Here is an 18,694-nt window from a genome sequence, read left to right as displayed (position 1 = left end):
GTCCGGCGGCGCGCCGGGGCAAGCGCCGCGGGCCTCGACTCGCTCCCCGCGAGCCGACACACTGCCGCGGACACCGGAGGAGGGCGACCGTGACCGGCACCTGGCGCAACTGGGCCGGCAACCAGCGCGCGAGCGGCCTGACCGTCGTCGCCCCGGCCGGGACGGAGGCGATCGCCGCCGAGGTGCGGGCGGCCGCGGCGGCCGGCCGGCGGGTCACCGCGCTCGGCAGCGGCCACTCCTTCAGCGGGATCGGCCGCCCGGAGGACGTCGCCCTGGCGCTGCACCACCACGCGGGGCTGGTCGGGGTCGACGACGACGGGCTGGTGACCGTGCAGGCGGGGATGCCGCTGCACCGGCTCACCGCGGAGCTCGCCGCCCGCGGGTGGGGGCTGACCAACCTCGGCGACGTCGACCGGCAGACCGTCGCCGGGGCGCTGTCCACCGGCACGCACGGCACCGGCGCCCGCTTCGGCGGCCTGGCCGGCCAGGTGCGCGCGCTGGAGCTCGTGACCGCCGACGGGACCGTGCTGCGCTGCGCTCGGGACCAGCACGCCGAGGTGTTCTCCGCCGCGCGCATCGGACTCGGCGCCCTCGGCGTGCTCAGCACGGTGACGCTGCAGGCGGTGCCGGCCTTCGCCCTGCGCGCGGAGGAGGGGCCGGCCCGGCTGCCCGACCTGGTGGAGGCCTTCGACGAGGTCGTGACCGCCACCGACCACGTCGAGTTCTACTGGTTCCCGCACACCGACCGCTGCCTGACCAAGCACAACACCCGGGTGCCGATCAGCGAGGTCGCCCCGCTCGGCCGGGCCCGCGCGTTCTGGGACGACGAGGTGCTGGCCAACGCGGGGTTCGCGGCCGTCGTCGCGGCCGGCCGCCGGGTTCCCGCGCTGGTGCCGCCGCTGGCCCGCCTCTCCGCCGGTGCCCTGGGCGCGCGGACCTACACCGACGTCGCGCACCGGGTGTTCGTCTCCCGTCGCCGGGTCCGGTTCCGCGAGATGGAGTACGCGATCCCGCGGGAGGCGGCCCCGCAGGTGCTGACCGAGCTGCGGCGGGTGGCCGACGCAGGGGCGGAGCGGGTGCCCTTCCCGGTGGAGGTGCGCGTCGCCGCCGCCGACGACGTCCCGCTGTCCACCGCCTCCGGGCGCGACACCGCCTACGTCGCCGTCCACCTGCCCGCCCGAGGTCCCTCCGGGGGGTGGTTCGCGGCGTTCGAGGCGATCGCCGGCGCGGCCGGCGGGCGCCCGCACTGGGGCAAGCTGCACGGCCTCGACGCCGCCGCCCTGGCCGGCCGCTACCCGCGCTTCGGCGAGTTCACCGCGCTGCGGGACCGGCTCGACCCGGCCGGCGTGTTCGCCAACGCCCACCTCGACCGGGTGCTCGGCCCGGTCGGGGCGGGGGTGGGGCGGGCCTGAGCGGCGGGAAGGGCCGGATCCGCCGTCCGGGCTCAGAGGTCGACGTCGGGCTCCCCGGTGCCGCCGATGCGGTCGAGCTCCGCCATCTCGGCCGGCCCGAGCACCCGCGCGGCGGCCTGCAGGTTCTCCTCCAGGTGCGCCACCGACGACGTCCCCGGGATGAGCAGGACGTTCGGCGAGCGCGCCAGCAGCCAGGCCAGCGCCACCTGCATCGGCGTGGTCTCCAGCCGCCGTGCCACGGTCTCCAGCGCCGCCGACTGCAGCGGCGAGAAACCGCCCAGCGGGAAGAACGGCACGTAGGCGACGCCCTCGCGGGCCAGCGCGTCGACCATCGGGTCGTCCTCGCGGTGCACGAGGTTGTAGTGGTTCTGCACGCACACCACCGGCGCGATCGCGCGCGCCTCCGCGAACTGCTGCGTCGTCACGTTGGAGACGCCGAGGTGACGGATGAGTCCCTGCTGCTGCAGCTCGGCCAGCGTCTCGAACGGCTCGGCGAGCGAGCGCTCCACCGGCGCGGCGAACCCGGGCATCCGGAGGTTCACCACGTCGATCACGTCGAGGCCGAGGTGGTCGAGGTTGTCGTGCACGGCCTGCCTGAGCTCGTCGGGGGAGAGCGCCTCGGGCCACTCGCCCTCCGGCGTCCGCCGGGCACCGACCTTGGTGACGATCGTCAGCTGCTCGGGATAGGGGTGCAGCGCCTCGCGGATGACCTCGTTGGTCACGTGCGGGCCGTAGTAGTCGCTGGTGTCGATGTGGTCCACGCCGAGCTCCACGGCACGGCGCAGGACGGCGACGGCGGCCTCCCGGTCGGCCGGCGGGCCCATCACGTGCGGTCCGGCCAGCTGCATGGCCCCGTAGCCGAGCCGGTGGACCGGGCGGTCCCCGAGGGTGAACTGTCCTGACCGCTCGGCGGTCGTCGTCGTCATGACCACCTCCTACCCGTCGTGCGCGATCGAACCCCGGTTCAGGCGGCCCGGTCGAGCCGGCCGGCCACCTCGGTCCGCCAGGCACGGACGTCGGCCGCCACCCGCGCGGTCTCCCGCCGGTCGGCACGCCGGACGACCAGCGCCAGTCCGCTGCCCACGAGGGCGAGGCCCGCCCCCACCCACATCGGCGCGGCGTAGCCGAGGTCGAGGGAGATGACCAGGGCGCCGAGCGCCGCACCGATCGCGTTGGCGACGTTGAACGCCGCCTGGTTGGCCGCCGACACGAGGCTGCCGCCGCGCACGCGCGCGGCCTCGATGACGCCGTTCTGCACGACCGGGCCCATCGCGAACGAGACCGCGCCGAAGAGCACCAGCAGGACCACGGCGGCCACGGGCGTGCGGGCGAGGACGGCGAAGGTGCCCAGCAGCAGCGCGGTGACGAACAGCCCGACGGCGACGAAGGCGAAGCCGAACCGGTCGCCCAGCCGCCCACCGGCCAGCGTGCCCACCGTGGTGCCGACGCCGAACAGCGCGAGCACCGGGGTCACCCAGCCCTCGGGCAGGCCGGCCAGCTCGGTGAGGATCGGGCTGACGTAGCTGTAGACGGCGAACAGCGCCGCGAAGCCGACCATCGTCAGGGCGAGCACCAGCCACACCTGCGGGCGGCGGAAGGCGGCGAGCTCGGCCCGCAGGTCGCCGCGCTCCCCGGTGCCCGCGGGCAGCCAGGCCAGCAGCCCGGCGATGGTCACCAGGCCGATGACGGCGATCGCGCCGAGCACCAGGCGCCAGCTCAGCTGCTGGGCGACGAACGTCCCGAGCGGGACGCCGATCACGTTCGCCAGCGTCAGGCCGGAGATCATCAGCGAGATGGCCTGGGTGGCCCGCTCCGGGGGGACCAGCCTGCGCGCGGCGACCGCGCCGACGCCGAAGAACGACCCGTGCGCCAGCGCCGTGAGCACCCGCGCCGCGGCGAGGGTCTCGTAGGTGGGCGCCACCGCCGACAGCGCGTTGCCGACGACGAAGACGACCATCAGCGCCACCAGCGTCTGGCGGGGCGAGAAGCGCACGCCGAGGGCGGTGAGCGTCGGGGCGCCGAGGACGACGCCGACGGCGTAGGCCGAGATGAGCAGGCCGACGGCCGACACCGACACGCCGAGGCCGCCGGCGATCTCGGGCAGCATGCCCATGACGACGAACTCGGTGGTGCCGATGCCGAAGGCGCCGATCGCGAGCGCGAGCAGGCCACGGGGCACGGGGGACTCCAGGGGGACGACGAGGCGGACGGAGGAGCGCGGACGTCGTCGTCCGGGATGTCCTACGGAGGAGCAAGCCACCGGCCGGGCGGGACATGCCCCGCACGGCCGGTGGGTGTGGTCACAGCCGGGTCAGGGCTGCAGCAGCACCTTGACCGCGCCGTCCTTCTTCTCGCGGAAGTCGGCGTAGGCCTGCGGCGCCTGCTCGAGCGGCACGCGGTGGGTGGCGAAGTCGTCGACGCCGAGCGGGTCGCCGTCGACCAGCAGCGGCAGGATGTCGGGCACCCACCGCCAGACGTTGGCCTGCCCCATCCGCAGCTGGATCTGCTTGTCGAACATCCGCATGAGCGGAACGGGGTCGGTGGCACCGCCGTAGACACCCGACAGCGACACGGTGCCGCCGCGGCGGACCGCCTCGATCGCGGTGTTGAACGCGGCCAGCCGGTCGATGCCGGCCACCTTCATCACCTGCTCCATGAGCGCGTCGGGCAGCACCGCGGTGGCCTTCTGCGCCAGCCGGGCGCCGGGGGAGCCGTGCGCCTCCATGCCGACGGCGTCGATGACCGCGTCGGCGCCGCGGCCGTCGGTCAGCTCGCGGATCTCGCCGACGACGTCGTCCTGGTCGGTGGAGCGGATGACCTCGGTGCCGCGCGCGGTGGCCCGCGCCAGCCGCTCGGGGACGACGTCGGAGGCGACCACCCGCAGGCCCAGGTGCGAGGCGATGCGCGTGCACATGTCGCCGATCGGCCCGAGCCCCAGCACGAGCAGCGTGCCGCCGGGCGGCGTCGCGGCGTACTGGACCGCCTGCCAGGAGGTGGGCAGGACGTCGGAGAGGTAGACGAACCGGTCGTCCGACGGGCCGTCGGGGACCTTGATCGGCAGCGTGTTGCCGAAGGGCACCCGCAGGTACTCGGCCTGCCCGCCGGGCACCTGCCCGTAGAGCTTCGTGTAGCCGAACAGCGAGGCGCCGAAGCCCTGCTCGCGGTTCTGCGTGGTCTCGCACTGCGACTGCAGGCCCTGCGAGCACATCCAGCAGGTCCCGCACGAGATGTTGAACGGGACGACGACCCGGTCGCCGGGCCGCACGGCGGTCACCGCGGAGCCGACCTCCCGGACGACGCCCATCGGCTCGTGGCCCATGACGTCGCCCTCCGTCATGAACGGCGCCATCACCTCGATCAGGTGCAGGTCGGACCCGCAGATGCCGCTGGAGGTGATCTCGACGACGACGTCGGTGTCCTCCTGCAGCGTCGGGTCGGGGACGGTGTCCACCTGTACGTCGGCACGTCCGTGCCAGGTGACTGCGCGCACGAGAGACCTCTCCTCGGGTCGTGAGCAGGGACGGCGTCGGACGGGGTGTCCAGGGCCCTCGTGCCCGCTGTGGGCCTCGTCGCTCCTGGTTCGACGCTCGACCGGCGCGTCCCTCACGCTGCGTGAGACCGGATCGACACCGTGTCGAACGACAACCGTGCAGTTCCGTGGCCCGCGCCACAGAACCGGCCCTCCGTACCCAGGTCTCCAGATCACGGAACGGTTACGGCGTGTTTACATGGGCCCCGTCCGCTCCCCCGGCACAGCACGACGTCCTGTCCCCGACGGAAGCCAGGTGTATGACCGAGCTCCACCCCGACCGCCTCCTCGACGGAGGGACGGCAGCCGACCCCGCGGCCGGCACCCCCCTCCGGACGGCAGCGGCGGCGCCGCCCGACCGGCGACCCGCCGACGCCGCGGGGGCCTCGAGGCCCACCCCGTACCGACGTCAGGGGGAGACGTCGCCGACCGGGGAGCCCCGTCCCGGGTCCCGGCCCGCCCGCCGCCCGAGCCCCCCGTCGCGACCGACGCCGTACCGGCGCAGCGCGACCGCAGCGACACCCGCAGCCGACCTCGAGGTCCGCACCGTCGTGGTGACCGGCAACGTCGCCGTCGATCCCGCCGCCGTCGCCGACACCGCCGACGTCGCCGACACCGCCGACGTCGTCCAGGAGGTGCGCTCCGCCGAGCCGGTGACCGACCTCGCCGGGCTGAACGGGGCCGCCGACGCCCAGGCGCTGGCCGCCGTCGCGGCCGACCCCGTCGAGCTCCCCGCGGGTGTCGCCGACGAGGCCGGTGCCGCCGAACGGGTCCCCGTCACCGTCGCCGCCGGACACGGCCGGCACCGGGCGATCGCCCGGCTGCTGCGGACGCCGCACCGCCGCCCGGCCTGCTACCTCGCCGCCGCGCTCGTGGGCGCCGTGGGCCTCGGCTCGCTCTCGATCGGCGACCGCGTCGCGCAGGCCGACGGCCCGGCGGCGGTCAGCCACTCGGTGAGCGTGGCCGAGGAGCTCGGCATCGGCGAGGAGGACCTGCCCGCCGCCGCGGAGGCGGCGACCCTGCGCTCCGACGCCGCGCTGCTCGGCGAGATCACCGCCAGCCGGAACGCCCGCGAGGCGCAGGAGGCCGCTGCGGCCCAGGTCCAGGCCGACGCCGACCGGGCCGTGCAGGAGGCCGCCGCCGCGGCGGCCGCGGAGGCCGCCCGGCCCAGGACCGTCCTGCCGGTGGCCGGCGCGCGGCTCTCCAGCACCTTCGGTGCGCGCTGGGGCACGCTGCACGCCGGCATCGACCTCGCCGCGCCGATGCTCACCCCGGAGTACGCGGCCGCCGACGGTGTCGTCCTCGAGGCCGGTCCCGCCAGCGGTTTCGGCAACGCGGTCTACATCCAGCACGAGAACGGCGACGTCACCGTCTACGGGCACATGGAGGAGATCCTCGTGCAGCCCGGCCAGGTGGTCCGCGCCGGCGACACGATCGCGCTGCTCGGCAACCGCGGCCAGTCGACCGGCCCGCACCTGCACTTCGAGGTGCACGTCGGCGGCATCGACGGCGAGAAGATCGACCCGATCCCGTGGCTGCGGGACCGCGGCGTCGCCGTCTAGCGTCCCCGCACCGGCACCACAACGCGCCCCCTCCCGGCAGGTCCGGGCAGGGGGCGCCGCCGTCGGCGAGGACACTGCAGGGGGAGGTGGGCCGATGGGAGCCGGGCACGCGCACGGCCACGCGCACGGCCACGCGCACGGCCACGCGCACGGCACCGCCGCGGGTGCCTCCCGCGGGCGGCTGGCCGTCGTCCTCGGGCTGACGCTGGCCGTGCTGGTCGCCGAGGTGGTCGGGGCGCTGGTCTCCGGGTCGCTGGCGCTGCTCGCCGACGCCGGCCACATGGCCACCGACGCGCTCGGCGTGGGCCTGGCGCTCGGTGCGGTGACGCTGGCGCAGCGTCCCGCGCGGGGCCGCCGGACCTTCGGCTGGCAGCGGGTGGAGATCCTCGCCGCCGTCGCCAACGGGCTGCTGCTGGCCGCCGTCGCGGTGGTGGTGCTGGTCGAGGCGGTGCGCCGCATCGCCGACCCGCCGGAGATCACCTCCGGGGTCGTCCTCGCCGTCGCCGCCCTGGGGCTGGCGGCCAACCTCACCGGGCTGGCGCTGCTGCACCGCGGCCGCCGCGGCTCGCTCGCGGTCCGCGGGGCGCACCTCGAGGTGCTCGGCGACGCGCTCGGCTCGGTGGCCGTCCTCGTCGCCGCCGGCGTCGTCGCGCTCACCGGGTGGACGCCGGCCGACACGATCGCCGCGCTGCTCATCGGCTGCCTGGTGCTGCCGCGGGCGTGGGCGCTGCTGCGGGAGTCCCTCGACGTGCTGCTCGAGGCCGCGCCGCGCGACGTCGACCTCGACCGGGTCCGGGCGCACGTCCTCGGCGTGGCGGGCGTCATCGGCGTCCACGACCTGCACGCCTGGACGATCACCTCGGGGCTGCCCGTGCTCTCGGCGCACGTCGTCGTCACCGACGAAGCCCTCGCGGCCGGGCACGGCGGCCGGGTGCTCGACGCCCTCGGCACGTGCCTCGGCGACCACTTCGACGTCGCCCACTGCACCTTCCAGATCGAGGCCGAGACGCACGCCGGTCACGAGGCCCCGGTGCACGACTAGCGCCGGTGGGACAGTGGGAGGCGCACAGCGCGGAGGACCGGAGGTGGCAGATGGAGCACGGGCACCACTCGGGCATGTGGGTGCCCGGCGAGCCACCCACGTGGGGACGGGTGTTCCTGCCCCACCTCGACGCGTGGTCGGTGCTGCCGGTGCTCGCGCTGCTCGGCGTGCTGGCCTACGCCGTCGGCCTCGTCCGGCTGCGCCGCTCCGGGGTGCCCTGGCCGTGGTGGCGCACGGCGTCGTGGGTGGCCGGCTGCCTGTCCCTGTTCGCCGTCACGGGGACCTGGCTCAACGGCTACAGCATGGTGCTGTTCAGCGTGCACATGGCCCAGCACATGGTGCTGTCGATGGTCTCGCCGCTGCTGCTGCTCCTCGGCCGGCCGGTCACGCTGGCGCTGCGGTCCCTGCCGCGGGGCAGGGGACTGGCCGGCGTCCCGCGGGCGCTGCTGCTCGACGCCCTGCACAGCCGGGTGGCGCGCTTCCTGTCCAACCCGTTCTTCACGCTGCCGCTGTTCCTGGTCAGCCTCTACGGCGTCTACTTCACGCCCGTCTTCGACGCCCTCATGGGTGACCCGGTCGGGCACCAGTTCATGCTCGCCCACTTCACCGTCACGGGCCTGCTGTTCTTCGGGCCGATCCTGGCCCAGGACCCGTGGCCGCGGCAGGTGGGTCACGCCGGCCGGATGCTCGAGCTGCTGATCCCGATGCCGCTGCACGCCTTCTTCGGCGTCGCGATCATGATGTCGTCGTCGCTGGTGGTGCGGACCTTCGCCGACCCGCCCGCCGGCTGGGGCGTGGACCCGCTCGCCGACCAGAACACCGCCGGCAGCATCGCCTGGTCCTTCGGCGAGCTGCCGACGGTGCTGGTGCTCGCCGTCGTGCTGTTCAGCTGGATGGGCTCGGAGGACCGCCGCGGCCGACGCCTCGACCGCGCCGCCGCGCGCACCGACGACGCCGAGCTCGAGGCCTACAACGCCCGTCTCAGGGCGATGGCCGCCCGCTCCGGCACCTGAGGCGACGGCACCCGGGACGACGGCACCCGGGACGACGGCACCCGGGACGACGGCGCCCGGGACGACGGCGCCCGGGACGACGGACGCCCGCGCCCCCGGGACGGGGACGCGGGCGCCGGGCCGTGCGGGGACCTACCCGACGTGGACGACGGTGTCGCCGGTCGGGATGTCGTCCTTCGTCGCCTTGATCAGCAGCCCGGCGACGAGGGCGCCGAGCACCAGGAGGCCGGCGGCCCAGGTGAACGCCGTCGTGTAGCCCTCCACCTGCGCGGCGAGGCCCGCGGCCGCGGGGTCCTGCGGGGGTGCGCCCGAGGAGAACACGTCCGCCGTGTAGGCGCTGGCGGCCCCGACCGACAGGGAGACCAGCACCGCGGTGCCGATCGAGGCACCCACCTGCTGCGTGGCGTTGAGCATCGCGCTCGCGGCCCCGGCGTCGTGCTCACCGGCGCCCACCAGCGCCAGGTTGGACAGCGGCACGAAGGTGAAGCCCAGGCCGAGGCCCAGCAGCAGCTGGCCGGGGAAGGGCAGCTGCCAGAAACCGGTGTCCAGGCCGACGAACGACAGCGTGAACAGCCCGGCGGCCGCGAGCAGGCCCCCCAGCACCATCAGCGGCTTCGGTCCCACCCGCGGCACCAGCGCGCTGGCCGCACCGGCGGAGAGGAAGACGCCCAGCGTGGTCGGCAGCGAGGCCAGCCCCGCCACCAGCGGCTCGTAGCCGAGCACCAGCTGGAAGTACAGGCTGAGGAAGAAGAACGCCCCGATGAGCCCCGCGCCGACCAGCGTCGAGGTCAGGTAGGCGCCGCCGCGGTTGCGGTCGAGCACGATGCGCATCGGCAGCAGCGGGTTGCGGGTGCGCAGCTCCAGCAGCACGAACAGCGCCACCAGCACCAGCCCGCCGACGATGAACAGCCACGCCAGGCCGTCGGTCCAGCCGCTGTCCGGCGTCACGAGGGCCGGGTTGCCCTGCGCGGCCGCCTGCTGGTTGGCCGCCGCGGCGTCGGCGGCGTTGCTCTGCGACGCCTCGGCCACGCGGGTGAACCCGTAGACGATGGCGGCCAGCCCGAGGGTGATCACGATCGCGCCGGGGATGTCGTACCTGGTGTCGCCGGGCGCCTTGCTCTCCGGCACGAACGGGATGGCCAGGGCGATGGCGAGCAGCGCCACCGGCAGGTTGACCCAGAAGCACCAGCGCCAGTCGGCGTACTCGGTGAGGACGCCGCCGAGCAGCAGGCCGACCGCCGATCCGCCGCCGGCGATCGCGCCGTAGACGCCGAAGGCCTTGGCGCGCTCCCTGGGGTCGGTGAACAGCACGGTCAGCAGGGCGAGCGACGCCGGGGCGAGCAGCGCGCCGAACACCCCCTGCAGCGCGCGGGCGCCGAAGAGCATGGCCTCGTTCTGGGCCAGGCCGCCGAACGCCGAGGCGACGGCGAACCCGGCGGCACCGACCAGGTAGGTGCGCTTGCGGCCCCAGAAGTCGGCGATGCGGCCGCCGAGCAGCAGGAAGCCGCCGAAGGTCAGGGTGTAGGCGGTGACGATCCACTGCTGGGTCGCCGCGCTGATGTCCAGCCCGCCCGCGGACTCGGGCGCCGACACCGCGGGCAGCGCGATGTTGACGATCGTGGCGTCGAGGATGACCAGCAGGACGGTCATCGCGATCACGCCGAGGGCCAGCCAGCGCTTCTCGTAGGGCTCCGCGGCCGGGGCGTCCGGCCCGGTGGCGGGGGTGGACGACGGGTGGGTCATGAGGTCCTCGGGGAGTGGAGACAGGGGGCCGAGATCGTCGGCCGAGGCAGCAACGTAACCCCCTGCGACCATGTGACCGTGCCCGTATCGCTGGTGGTGACCGCCGACACGCACCTGCCCAGGCGAGCACGTGACCTACCTCGTCCCCTGTGGGAGGCCATCGACGCCGCGGACCTCGTCGTGCACGCCGGCGACTGGGTCGACGTCGCCCTGCTCGACGCACTCGAGTCGCGCGCCCGCGGCCTGCTCGCCGTGTACGGCAACAACGACCACGGGCCGCTGCGCCGGCGGCTGCCGGAGGTGGCCAGGGCCGAGGTCGGCGGCCTGCGGGTCGCCGTCGTCCACGAGACCGGCGACGCGAAGGGCCGCGAGCGCCGCTGTGCCGCCCGGTTCCCCGACACCGACGTCCTCTTCTTCGGGCACAGCCACATCCCGTGGGACACCACCACCGCGACGGGCCTGCGGCTGCTCAACCCCGGCTCGCCCACCGACCGGCGCCGGCAGCCGCACGGCACCTTCCTCACCGCCGTGGCCGACGGCGGAGTGCTGTCCGAGGTGGTCCTCCACCCGGTACCCCGGTGACGGCCGTCCCGACGGCGTCCCCGCCGGCCGCCCGCTGGCGCCACCTCCTCGTGGGCCTCACCGGCCTGGTCGCCGCCTGCGCGGCGCAGAACGGGCTGCCCTTCCTCACCGTGGCGCTGCGCGGCGAGGGGCTGTCGCTCCCGCAGGTCAGCCTGCTGGTCGCCGCGCCCACCGCCGGCCTGGTCTGCGCGCTGCTCGCCTGGGGTGTCCTCGCCGACCGGTACGGCGAGCGCCTGGTGCTCTCCTGCGGGCTCGCCGTGGCCGCCGCGGCCCTGACCGGGGCCGCCCTGGCCGACGCCGCCGTGCCCACCGGGCTGTGGCTGCTGCTGGCCGGGGCGGGGAGCGCGTCGGTGCACGCCGCCAGCGGCCGGCTGGTGCTCGGCTGGTTCCCGCCCGGGCAGCGGGGCCTCGCGATGGGGATCCGGCAGGCCGGGCAGCCGCTGGGCGTCGGACTGGCCGCCCTCGTGCTCCCGCGGCTCGCGACCGAGGGCCCCGGCGGCGCCTTCGCGTTCCTCGCGGCCGGCTGCGCGGTCACCGCCGTGCTCGTCGGCCTGCTCGTCCGCGACCCCGCCCGCCCGCCGCGCACCGACGGCGCCCCTCGTCCGCCCTCGCCCTACCGCGGCCCCGTCCTGTGGCGGGTGCACGCGGCCAGCACGCTGCTGGTGGTGCCGCAGTTCGCCGTCGCCGGCCTCGCCTTCGACTGGCTGGTGCGCGAGGCCGGCTGGAGTGCGGCCGGGGCGGGCACGCTGCTGGCGGTCACCCAGGTCGGTGGCGTCGCCGCGCGGCTGGGTGCGGGGACCTGGTCGGACCGGGTGGGCAGCCGGCTGGGGCCGCTGCGGCAGGTCGCGGTCGCGGTGGCGGTGGTCGTCGGACTGCTCGCGGTCGTCGCCGCCCTGACCCCGGACGTCCTCGGGCCCGCGGCGGCCGCGGTCGCGGTGGCCCTGGCGGCGGTGGCCACGGTCAGCCCCAACGGGGTGGCCTTCACCTCGGTGGCCGAGCAGGCCGGGAGCGCGTGGGCGGGGCGGGCGCTCGGCGCGCACAACACCGTGCAGAACCTGGCGGCGGCGCTGACCGTCCCGCTGGCGGCGCTCCTGGCCGACGGCGGCCCCGGCTACCCGGCGGCGTTCGCCCTCGGCGCGGCCGCCGCGGCAGGGGCCGTCGGCGTCGTCCCCGGCCCGGCGGCCGAGCGGCCGGCCGTCGCCGCGGGCGCCCGGTGAGCCGGCGGCCCTGGCCGCCGCGGGCGGTGGCCCTGCTGGCCTGCCCGGTCTGCGGTGCGCGGCTGGCGGCCCTGCCCGGCGACACGGGTCTGCGCTGCCCGGCCGGGCACTCCTTCGACCGGGCGCGGCAGGGGCACGTGACGCTGCTGCCGCCGCGGCACACCCCGCCCACCGGCGACACCGCCGCGATGGTCGCCGACCGCGCCGACGTGCTCTCCGCCGGCACGTACGCCGGCCTGACCCGGGTCCTCGCCGACGCCGTCGCGGCGGGGGAGGGGCCGGTGGAGGCCGTCCTCGACCTCGGCGGCGGCACCGGGCACCACCTGGCGGGGGTCCTCGACCGGCTGCCCGACGCCGTCGGGGTGGTCCTCGACTCCTCGCGGTACGCGGCCCGCCGGGCGGCCGGGGTCTCGCCCCGCGTGATCGCGGTCGTCGCCGACACGTGGGCGCGGCTCCCCGTCCGCGACGCCGCCGTCGACCGGGTGACGGTGGTCTTCGCCCCGCGCAACGGCCCGGAGACCGCGCGGGTGCTGCGCCCCGGCGGCCGGCTCGTGGTGGTCACCCCCGCGCGCGAGCACCTGGCCGAGCTCGTGGAGCCGCTGGGCCTGCTGCGGGTGGACCCGGACAAGGAGGCCCGGCTGGCGGCGGCCCTGGAGCCGCACCTGGTCGCGGCCGGGCGGGTGCGGCACCGCGAGGAGCTCGACCTCGACCGCCGCACCGTGGGGACGGTCGTGGGGATGGGCCCGCACGCGCGGCACCTGACGCCGGAACGGCTGGCGGCCGCCGTCGCCGGGCTGCCGGAGCGGGTGCGGGCGACCCTCGCCGTCGACGTCACGACCTGGACGGTCCCCGGGGACGCAGGAGGGGCCCGGCCGTGACGGCCGGGCCCCTCCTGGGCGTGCTCGCTGCTCCGCCGTCCCCCGAGGCGCCGGAGCAGGCTGCGTCAGCGGACGGCGCGGCTGCGTCCCCGCGTCGCGAAGACGTAGACGAGCAGGACCACGATGGCGCCGATGATGGAGCCGATGATCCCGGAGGTGCCGATCTCGAAGCGGTGCGGCTCGAAGATCAGGCTGCCGAGCAGGTTGCCGACGAGGGAGCCGACGATGCCGAGGACGATGGTCATCCCGACGCTCATGGACTGCTTGCCGGGGACGACGGCCCGTGCGATGAAGCCGGCGATGGCGCCGACCACGATCAGCACGATGATGTTCCAGAGAAGCTCCATCAGGACCTCCTGAGAGGAATGGCCGGGGGTGGCCGTGCCTGGGATCTCCAGGGTCGGACGGTCCTGTTCCCGGTCTGAGCAGGGCGGAAACCATCGTGATCATGACGTGACCACGACGTCACCCGGGAGAGTGCCGGGGTGCACGCTCCGTGCGGCGGCGCGCCTGTCCGGTCAGCCCGACGGGCCTCCTGGGCACGGTCTAAGCTGCGGCCGTGACGATCGCGCCTGCACCGATCGTGAGCCGGCCCAGCCCGGCTCGCGAGGTCCAGCGGGGTGCGCGGCTCTCCAACCTGCTGCGGACCACGGACCACAAGACCATCGGCCTGATGTACATGGCCACCTCGTTCGCCTGGTTCCTCGTGGGTGGCCTCATGGCCATGCTCATCCGCGGTGAGCTCGGCCAGCCCGGGCTGCAGTTCCTGTCCCCGGAGCAGTACAACCAGCTGGTCACGATGCACGGCACCGTCATGCTGCTGATGTTCGCGACGCCGCTGTTCTTCGCGTTCTCGAACCTGATCATGCCGCTGCAGATCGGTGCGCCCGACGTCGCGTTCCCGCGGCTGAACGCGCTGTCCTTCTGGCTGTTCTTCTTCGGCAGCGCGATCGCCGTCGGGGGCTTCCTCACGCCCAACGGTGCCGCCGACTTCGGCTGGTACGCCTACGCCCCGCTCTCCGACGCGGTGCACAGCCCGGGTGTCGGCGCCAACATGTGGTTCGCGGGCCTGGCCGTCAGCGGTCTGGGCACGATCCTCGGCGCGGTCAACTTCATCACCACGATCGCCTGCCTGCGGGCGCCGGGCATGACCCTGTTCCGGATGCCGATCTTCACCTGGAACACGCTGGTCACCAGCCTGCTGGTGCTGTTCGCATTCCCGATCCTGACCGCGGCGATCATGGCCATGCTGGCCGACCGCAACCTCGGCGCGCTCGTCTTCTCCGACGAGAACGGCGGCCCGATGCTGTGGCAGCACCTGTTCTGGTTCTTCGGCCATCCCGAGGTCTACATCATCGCGCTGCCGTTCTTCGGCATCATCACCGAGATCATCCCGGTGTTCAGCCGCAAGCCGCTGTTCGGCTACAAGGGCATGGTCGGCGCGACCCTGCTGATCGCCGCGCTGTCGGTCACGGTGTGGGCGCACCACATGTTCGCCACCGGCGCGATCCTGCTGCCGTTCTTCTCCTTCCTGACGTACCTGATCGCGGTCCCGACCGGCATCAAGTTCTTCAACTGGATCGGCACCATGTGGCGCGGCCAGCTGACGTTCGAGACGCCGATGCTGTTCTCGATCGGCTTCCTGGTGACCTTCCTCCTGGGCGGGCTCACCGGCGTGCTGCTGGGCAGCCCGCCGCTGGACTGGCACGTCAACGACAGCTACTTCGTCGTCGCCCACTTCCACTACGTGGTCTTCGGCACCGTGGTGTTCGCCGCCTACGCGGGCATCTACTTCTGGTTCCCGAAGATGGCCGGCCGGATGATGGACGAGCGGCTGGGCAAGCTGCACTTCTGGCTGACGTTCATCGGCTTCCACGCCACGTTCCTGGTCCAGCACTGGCTGGGCACCCAGGGCATGCCGCGCCGGTACGTCGACTACCTGCCCACGGACAACTTCACGACGCTGCACGTCATCTCGACGATCGGCTCGTTCGTCCTGGGGGCCTCCACGATCCCGTTCCTCTACAACGTGGCGAAGTCGTGGAAGTACGGCCGGCTCGCGCTGCGCGACGACCCGTGGGGCCACGGCAACTCGCTGGAGTGGGCCACCTCCTCGCCGCCGCCGCGGCACAACTTCACCGAGATCCCGCGGATCCGGTCGGAGCGCCCGGCGTTCGAGGCGCACTACCCGCACCTCATCGAGCGGCTGCACCGCGAGGCCCACGTCGGCAAGCGGCACGAGCCGTACGGCGGCGTGAGCGAACTCGCCGGCGGCACCGGTGCGCGTCAGGGTCCCAACGACCCGGACCCGTTCTGACAGACGGCACGCGGTCCCCTGCGACGCCCCGTCGGCTCCGGCCGGCGGGGCGTCGCCGCGTCCACCGGGGCCCGACCGGCCGGGGGAGGGCGCGGAGCGGTGCGGCACGATGACGGCCGTGCCGCTCGACCCCGCCCCCCGCGTCCCGCCGGAGCCCGCCGCCCCGCGGCCCGGGGCGCTGCTCACCGTCACCGGCGCCGACCGGCCGGGGGTGACCGCTCGCCTGTTCGGGGCGCTGGCGCAGGGCGGCGACGGCGTCCCGCCGGTCGAGGTGGTCGACGTCGAGCAGGTCGTCGTGCACGGGCAGCTGGTCCTCGGCGTGGTCGTCGGCGCCCTGCCGACGCACGAGGGTCCGGTGGACGGGACCACCTTCCTCGCCGCGCTCGGCCGCCTCGCCGACGGCGTCGCGCGGGCCACCGGCGTCCGCGTCGAGGTGCAGGCCGCCTCCGGCCGCGGCGGACGGGGGACGCCGGCCGGCCGCCCGCACCACGTCATCCTGCTGGGGCGCCCGGTGCCGCCGTCCGCGGTCGCCGGCGCGGCCACGGCGATCGCCGGCGTCGGCGGCAACATCGACGCGATCCGGCGACTGTCGGACCATCCGGTCACCAGCCTGGAGCTGACCGTCTCGGGGGCCGGTGCCACCGAGCTGCGGACCGCCCTGGCCGCCGTCGCCGCCTCCACCGGTGCCGACATCGCCGTCGAGCAGGTCGGGCTGGCCCGGCGCAGCAAGCGGCTGATCGTCCTCGACGTGGACTCGACGCTCGTGCGCGGCGAGGTCATCGACGAGCTCGCCGCCCGCGCCGGGCGGGCCGCCGAGGTCGCCCGGATCACCGCCGCGGCCATGAACGGCGAGCTGGACTTCGCCGAGTCGCTCCGGGCGCGCGTGGCCACGCTGGCGGGCCTGCCGGTGGAGGTCCTCGACGAGGTGCGCGAGCACCTGGAGCTGACGCCGGGCGCCCGCACGCTGATCCGCACACTGCAGCGCCTCGGCTTCCGCTGCGGCATCGTCAGCGGCGGCTTCAGCCAGATCACCGACCCGCTCGCGGCCTCCCTCGGCCTCGACTTCGCCGCGGCCAACACCCTCGAGGTCGCCGACGGGCGGCTCACCGGCGGCCTGGAGGGCGAGATCGTCGACCGGGCGGGCAAGGCCCGGGCGCTGGCGCGCTTCGCCGCCGAGCACGGGATCCCGCTGGAGCAGACGGTCGCGGTGGGCGACGGCGCCAACGACCTCGACATGCTCAACGCCGCCGGGCTGGGCATCGCCTTCAACGCCAAGCCCGTCGTGCGCGAGCAGGCGCACACCGCGCTGAACCAGCCCTACCTCGACGCCGTCCTGCAGGTCCTCGGCTTCACGAGGGACGAGGTGATGGACGCGACGACACCGTCGTCCTCCGGATGACATCGCGGCCAGGTGCCGTCCCCCGGCTGCACTGAGCCCTTCCCGCGTTCGATCGCGGGAGCCTGCGGCCCCCACTCCTCACGCCGCCTCGCGGGGCGGCTCACGTCACGGGCGGTGGACGGTGCCCTCCAGCTCGACTCCGGCGGTGCGCAGCTCGTCGAGGGCGGCGTCGGTCGAGGCCTCGGACACCCCGGCGGTCAGGGGCAGCAGCACGCGCGTGGCGAACCCGGCGGCGACCGCGTCGAGCGCGGTGGCCCGCACGCAGTGGTCGGTCGCGATCCCGACGACGTCGACCGCGTCGACCCCGTGCTCGCGCAACCAGTCGGCCAGCCCCACGCCGTCGGCCCGGCCCTCGAAGCCGGAGTAGGCCGCCGCGTACTCGCCCTTGTCGAACACCGCCTCGATCGGCCCGCGGTCCAGCGACGGGTGCAGCTCGGCCCCGCCGGTGCCGGCGACGCAGTGCGCCGGCCACGTCTCCAGGTAGTCCGGCTGCTCGGCGAAGTGGCCCCCCGGGTCGACGTGGTGGTCCCGGGTGGCGACGACGTGCGCGTACCCGGCCGACCGCACGTGCTCGCTGATCGCCCCGGCCACCGCGGCGCCCCCGGCCACGGCCAGGCTGCCGCCCTCGCAGAAGTCGTTCTGCACGTCCACGACCAGCAGTGCGCGCCTCACCCCGGACCCTCCGTTCACGCCGTCACCGTCTCCAGGACCGGTTCCCCGCGGGACAGCGCCCATGCCTCCGGCGGCAGCGCATCCCGCACCCGTCGGTGGTGCTCCACCGCGGCGGCCAGCGCCTCGGCCGGCGACGACGGCGACACCACCTCGCCGCCGCGCACCAGGGGGACCACGAGCTGCCGGTCGCCCTCGCGCGGCTCCACGGGCCCGCTGGTGACCACCTCGGCGGTCGCCGTGCCGTCGGCGTCGTGCCGGCGGACGGCGGTCTTGCGGCCGCCGACGGAGTTCTTGCCCTCGGAGCGCTTGGCCACCGGGACGCCGTCGCGCTCGACGAGCTTGTAGACCATCCCGGCGGTCGGGGCGCCGGAGCCGGTGACCAGCGAGGTGCCCACGCCGTAGCCGTCGACCGGCGCGGCCATGAGCCCGGCGATCGCGTACTCGTCGAGGTCGCTGGTGACGATGATCCGCGTCCCGGTCGCGCCGAGGTCGTCGAGCTGGCGGCGGGCGGCGGTCGCCAGCGTCGGCAGGTCGCCGGAGTCCAGCCGGATCGCGCCCAGCTGCGGGCCGGCCACCTCGACGGCCGTGGCGATGCCCTTGGCGACGTCGTAGGTGTCCACCAGCAGCGTGGTTCCGACGCCGAGGGTGTCGACCTGCGCGCGGAAGGCGGCGGACTCGTCGTCGTGCAGGAGCGTGAACGCGTGCGCGCTGGTGCCCGTCGTCGGCACCCGGTAGCGCCGGCCCGCCTCGAGGTTGGAGCTGGCCTCGAAGCCGACGAGGTGGGCTGCCCGCGCCGCCGCGACCGCGGCCTGCTCGTGCGTGCGCCGCGAGCCCATCTCGATGCACGGCCGCTCGCACGCCGCGCCGACCATCCGGGCCGCGGCCGAGGCGATGGCGCTGTCGTGGTTGAGGACCGAGAGCACCAGCGTCTCGAGCAGCACGCCCTCGGCGAAGGGCGCGCGCACGGTGAGCACCGGCGAGCCGGGGAAGAACAGCTCGCCCTCGGCGTAGCCGTCCACGTCGCCGGAGAACCGGAAGTCGGCCAGCCAGTCGAGGAGCCGGGCGTCGGTGAGGCCCTGCTCGCGCAGCGTGGCCAGCTCGTCGTCGCCGAAGCGGAAGGACGGCAGCTGCTCGAGCAGGCGGCCGGTGCCGGCGACGACGCCGTAGCGGCGGCCGTGCGGCAGGCGGCGGGCGAAGACCTCGAAGACGCAGTCGCGGTCGGCGGTGCCGTCGGCGAGGGCCGCGGCGACCATGGTCAGCTCGTACCGGTCGGTGAGCAGGGCGGGACCCGTCGGCATGGCACGGGACTCTAGGTCGGCCGCCGCGTC

Annotated in this window: 16 protein-coding genes; 9 read left to right on the top strand and 7 right to left on the bottom strand. The window is 75.2% G+C overall.

Annotated features, from left to right (window positions below; all coding sequences use genetic code 11):
- Nucleotides 1–89 precede the first annotated feature (89 nt).
- Nucleotides 90–1,412: a D-arabinono-1,4-lactone oxidase gene (locus JD79_RS00540; protein ID WP_110003959.1), complete on the top strand. Its 1,323-nt coding sequence runs from the start codon at nucleotides 90–92 to the stop codon at nucleotides 1,410–1,412.
- 32 nt (nucleotides 1,413–1,444) lie between these two features.
- Here the strand turns inward: JD79_RS00540 and JD79_RS00535 are convergent, their stop codons facing one another.
- The 3 genes from JD79_RS00535 to JD79_RS00525 all read right to left on the bottom strand — a co-directional run bounded on the left by JD79_RS00535 (nucleotide 1,445) and on the right by JD79_RS00525 (nucleotide 4,902).
- Nucleotides 1,445–2,338 (bottom strand): aldo/keto reductase family oxidoreductase, encoded by an 894-nt coding sequence (locus tag JD79_RS00535; RefSeq protein WP_110007275.1) that lies wholly within the window; start codon nucleotides 2,336–2,338, stop codon nucleotides 1,445–1,447.
- A 38-nt stretch (nucleotides 2,339–2,376) separates the two neighbouring features.
- Nucleotides 2,377–3,591 (bottom strand): MFS transporter, encoded by a 1,215-nt coding sequence (locus JD79_RS00530; protein WP_110003958.1) that lies wholly within the window; start codon nucleotides 3,589–3,591, stop codon nucleotides 2,377–2,379.
- Nucleotides 3,592–3,723: 132 nt separating this feature from the next.
- A complete protein-coding gene (locus JD79_RS00525) occupies nucleotides 3,724–4,902 on the bottom strand; it encodes an alcohol dehydrogenase catalytic domain-containing protein (RefSeq protein ID WP_110003957.1) in 1,179 nt (392 codons plus the stop codon).
- A gap of 593 nt (nucleotides 4,903–5,495) precedes the next feature.
- On the opposite strand from JD79_RS00525, the gene JD79_RS00520 reads away from it, so the two are divergent.
- From JD79_RS00520 to JD79_RS00510, 3 genes are all read left to right on the top strand, one after another.
- Nucleotides 5,496–6,503 carry a M23 family metallopeptidase gene (locus JD79_RS00520; RefSeq protein WP_245899469.1) on the top strand — a complete coding sequence of 336 codons (1,008 nt, stop codon included), beginning with the start codon at nucleotides 5,496–5,498 and terminating at the stop codon, nucleotides 6,501–6,503.
- Nucleotides 6,504–6,597: 94 nt separating this feature from the next.
- A complete protein-coding gene (locus tag JD79_RS00515; protein WP_110003955.1) occupies nucleotides 6,598–7,545 on the top strand; it encodes a cation diffusion facilitator family transporter in 948 nt (315 codons plus the stop codon).
- A 5-nt stretch (nucleotides 7,546–7,550) separates the two neighbouring features.
- Nucleotides 7,551–8,558: a cytochrome c oxidase assembly protein gene (locus JD79_RS00510; RefSeq protein WP_245899467.1), complete on the top strand. Its 1,008-nt coding sequence runs from the start codon at nucleotides 7,551–7,553 to the stop codon at nucleotides 8,556–8,558.
- Nucleotides 8,559–8,690: 132 nt separating this feature from the next.
- On the opposite strand, the gene JD79_RS00500 is transcribed toward JD79_RS00510, so the two are convergent.
- A complete protein-coding gene (locus JD79_RS00500; protein ID WP_110003953.1) occupies nucleotides 8,691–10,301 on the bottom strand; it encodes an MFS transporter in 1,611 nt (536 codons plus the stop codon).
- A 78-nt stretch (nucleotides 10,302–10,379) separates the two neighbouring features.
- On the opposite strand from JD79_RS00500, the gene JD79_RS00495 reads away from it, so the two are divergent.
- From JD79_RS00495 to JD79_RS00485, 3 genes are read left to right on the top strand one after another with little or no spacing between them, the layout of a single operon-like run.
- The gene (locus tag JD79_RS00495) at nucleotides 10,380–10,883 is read left to right on the top strand and encodes a metallophosphoesterase family protein (protein WP_110007274.1); all 504 of its coding nucleotides are present in this window, start codon (nucleotides 10,380–10,382) and stop codon (nucleotides 10,881–10,883) included.
- Complete coding sequence (locus JD79_RS00490) at nucleotides 10,880–12,100, top strand: MFS transporter (protein WP_110003952.1); 1,221 nt, start codon at nucleotides 10,880–10,882, stop codon at nucleotides 12,098–12,100. Before JD79_RS00495 ends, JD79_RS00490 begins: the two co-directional genes overlap by 4 nt.
- A 26-nt stretch (nucleotides 12,101–12,126) precedes the next feature.
- Nucleotides 12,127–12,978 carry a putative RNA methyltransferase gene (locus tag JD79_RS00485; RefSeq protein WP_425454182.1) on the top strand — a complete coding sequence of 284 codons (852 nt, stop codon included), beginning with the start codon at nucleotides 12,127–12,129 and terminating at the stop codon, nucleotides 12,976–12,978.
- Between the two features lie 65 nt (nucleotides 12,979–13,043).
- Here the strand turns inward: JD79_RS00485 and JD79_RS00480 are convergent, their stop codons facing one another.
- Nucleotides 13,044–13,325, bottom strand: a complete 282-nt coding sequence (locus JD79_RS00480) for a GlsB/YeaQ/YmgE family stress response membrane protein (protein WP_110003950.1) — start codon at nucleotides 13,323–13,325, stop codon at nucleotides 13,044–13,046.
- Nucleotides 13,326–13,537: 212 nt separating this feature from the next.
- Between JD79_RS00480 and ctaD the strand changes: the two genes are divergently transcribed.
- Both ctaD and serB read left to right on the top strand, forming a co-directional pair.
- Nucleotides 13,538–15,295: an aa3-type cytochrome oxidase subunit I gene (ctaD, locus tag JD79_RS00475; protein WP_110003949.1), complete on the top strand. Its 1,758-nt coding sequence runs from the start codon at nucleotides 13,538–13,540 to the stop codon at nucleotides 15,293–15,295.
- A gap of 118 nt (nucleotides 15,296–15,413) precedes the next feature.
- A complete protein-coding gene (gene serB / locus JD79_RS00470) occupies nucleotides 15,414–16,694 on the top strand; it encodes a phosphoserine phosphatase SerB (protein ID WP_245899464.1) in 1,281 nt (426 codons plus the stop codon).
- 105 nt (nucleotides 16,695–16,799) lie between these two features.
- Here the strand turns inward: serB and JD79_RS00465 are convergent, their stop codons facing one another.
- Nucleotides 16,800–17,366 (bottom strand): isochorismatase family protein, encoded by a 567-nt coding sequence (locus JD79_RS00465; protein WP_110003947.1) that lies wholly within the window; start codon nucleotides 17,364–17,366, stop codon nucleotides 16,800–16,802.
- Between the two features lie 14 nt (nucleotides 17,367–17,380).
- Nucleotides 17,381–18,664 carry a nicotinate phosphoribosyltransferase gene (locus tag JD79_RS00460; protein WP_110003946.1) on the bottom strand — a complete coding sequence of 428 codons (1,284 nt, stop codon included), beginning with the start codon at nucleotides 18,662–18,664 and terminating at the stop codon, nucleotides 17,381–17,383.
- Between the last annotated feature and the right edge of the window lie 30 nt (nucleotides 18,665–18,694).

The organism is Geodermatophilus normandii (assembly GCF_003182485.1).
In the GTDB taxonomy this organism is placed as follows: Bacteria; Actinomycetota; Actinomycetes; order Mycobacteriales; family Geodermatophilaceae; genus Geodermatophilus; species Geodermatophilus normandii.
The sequence above is the reverse complement of the archived record's forward strand: the minus strand, read 5'-3'. Positions and strand labels throughout refer to the sequence as shown.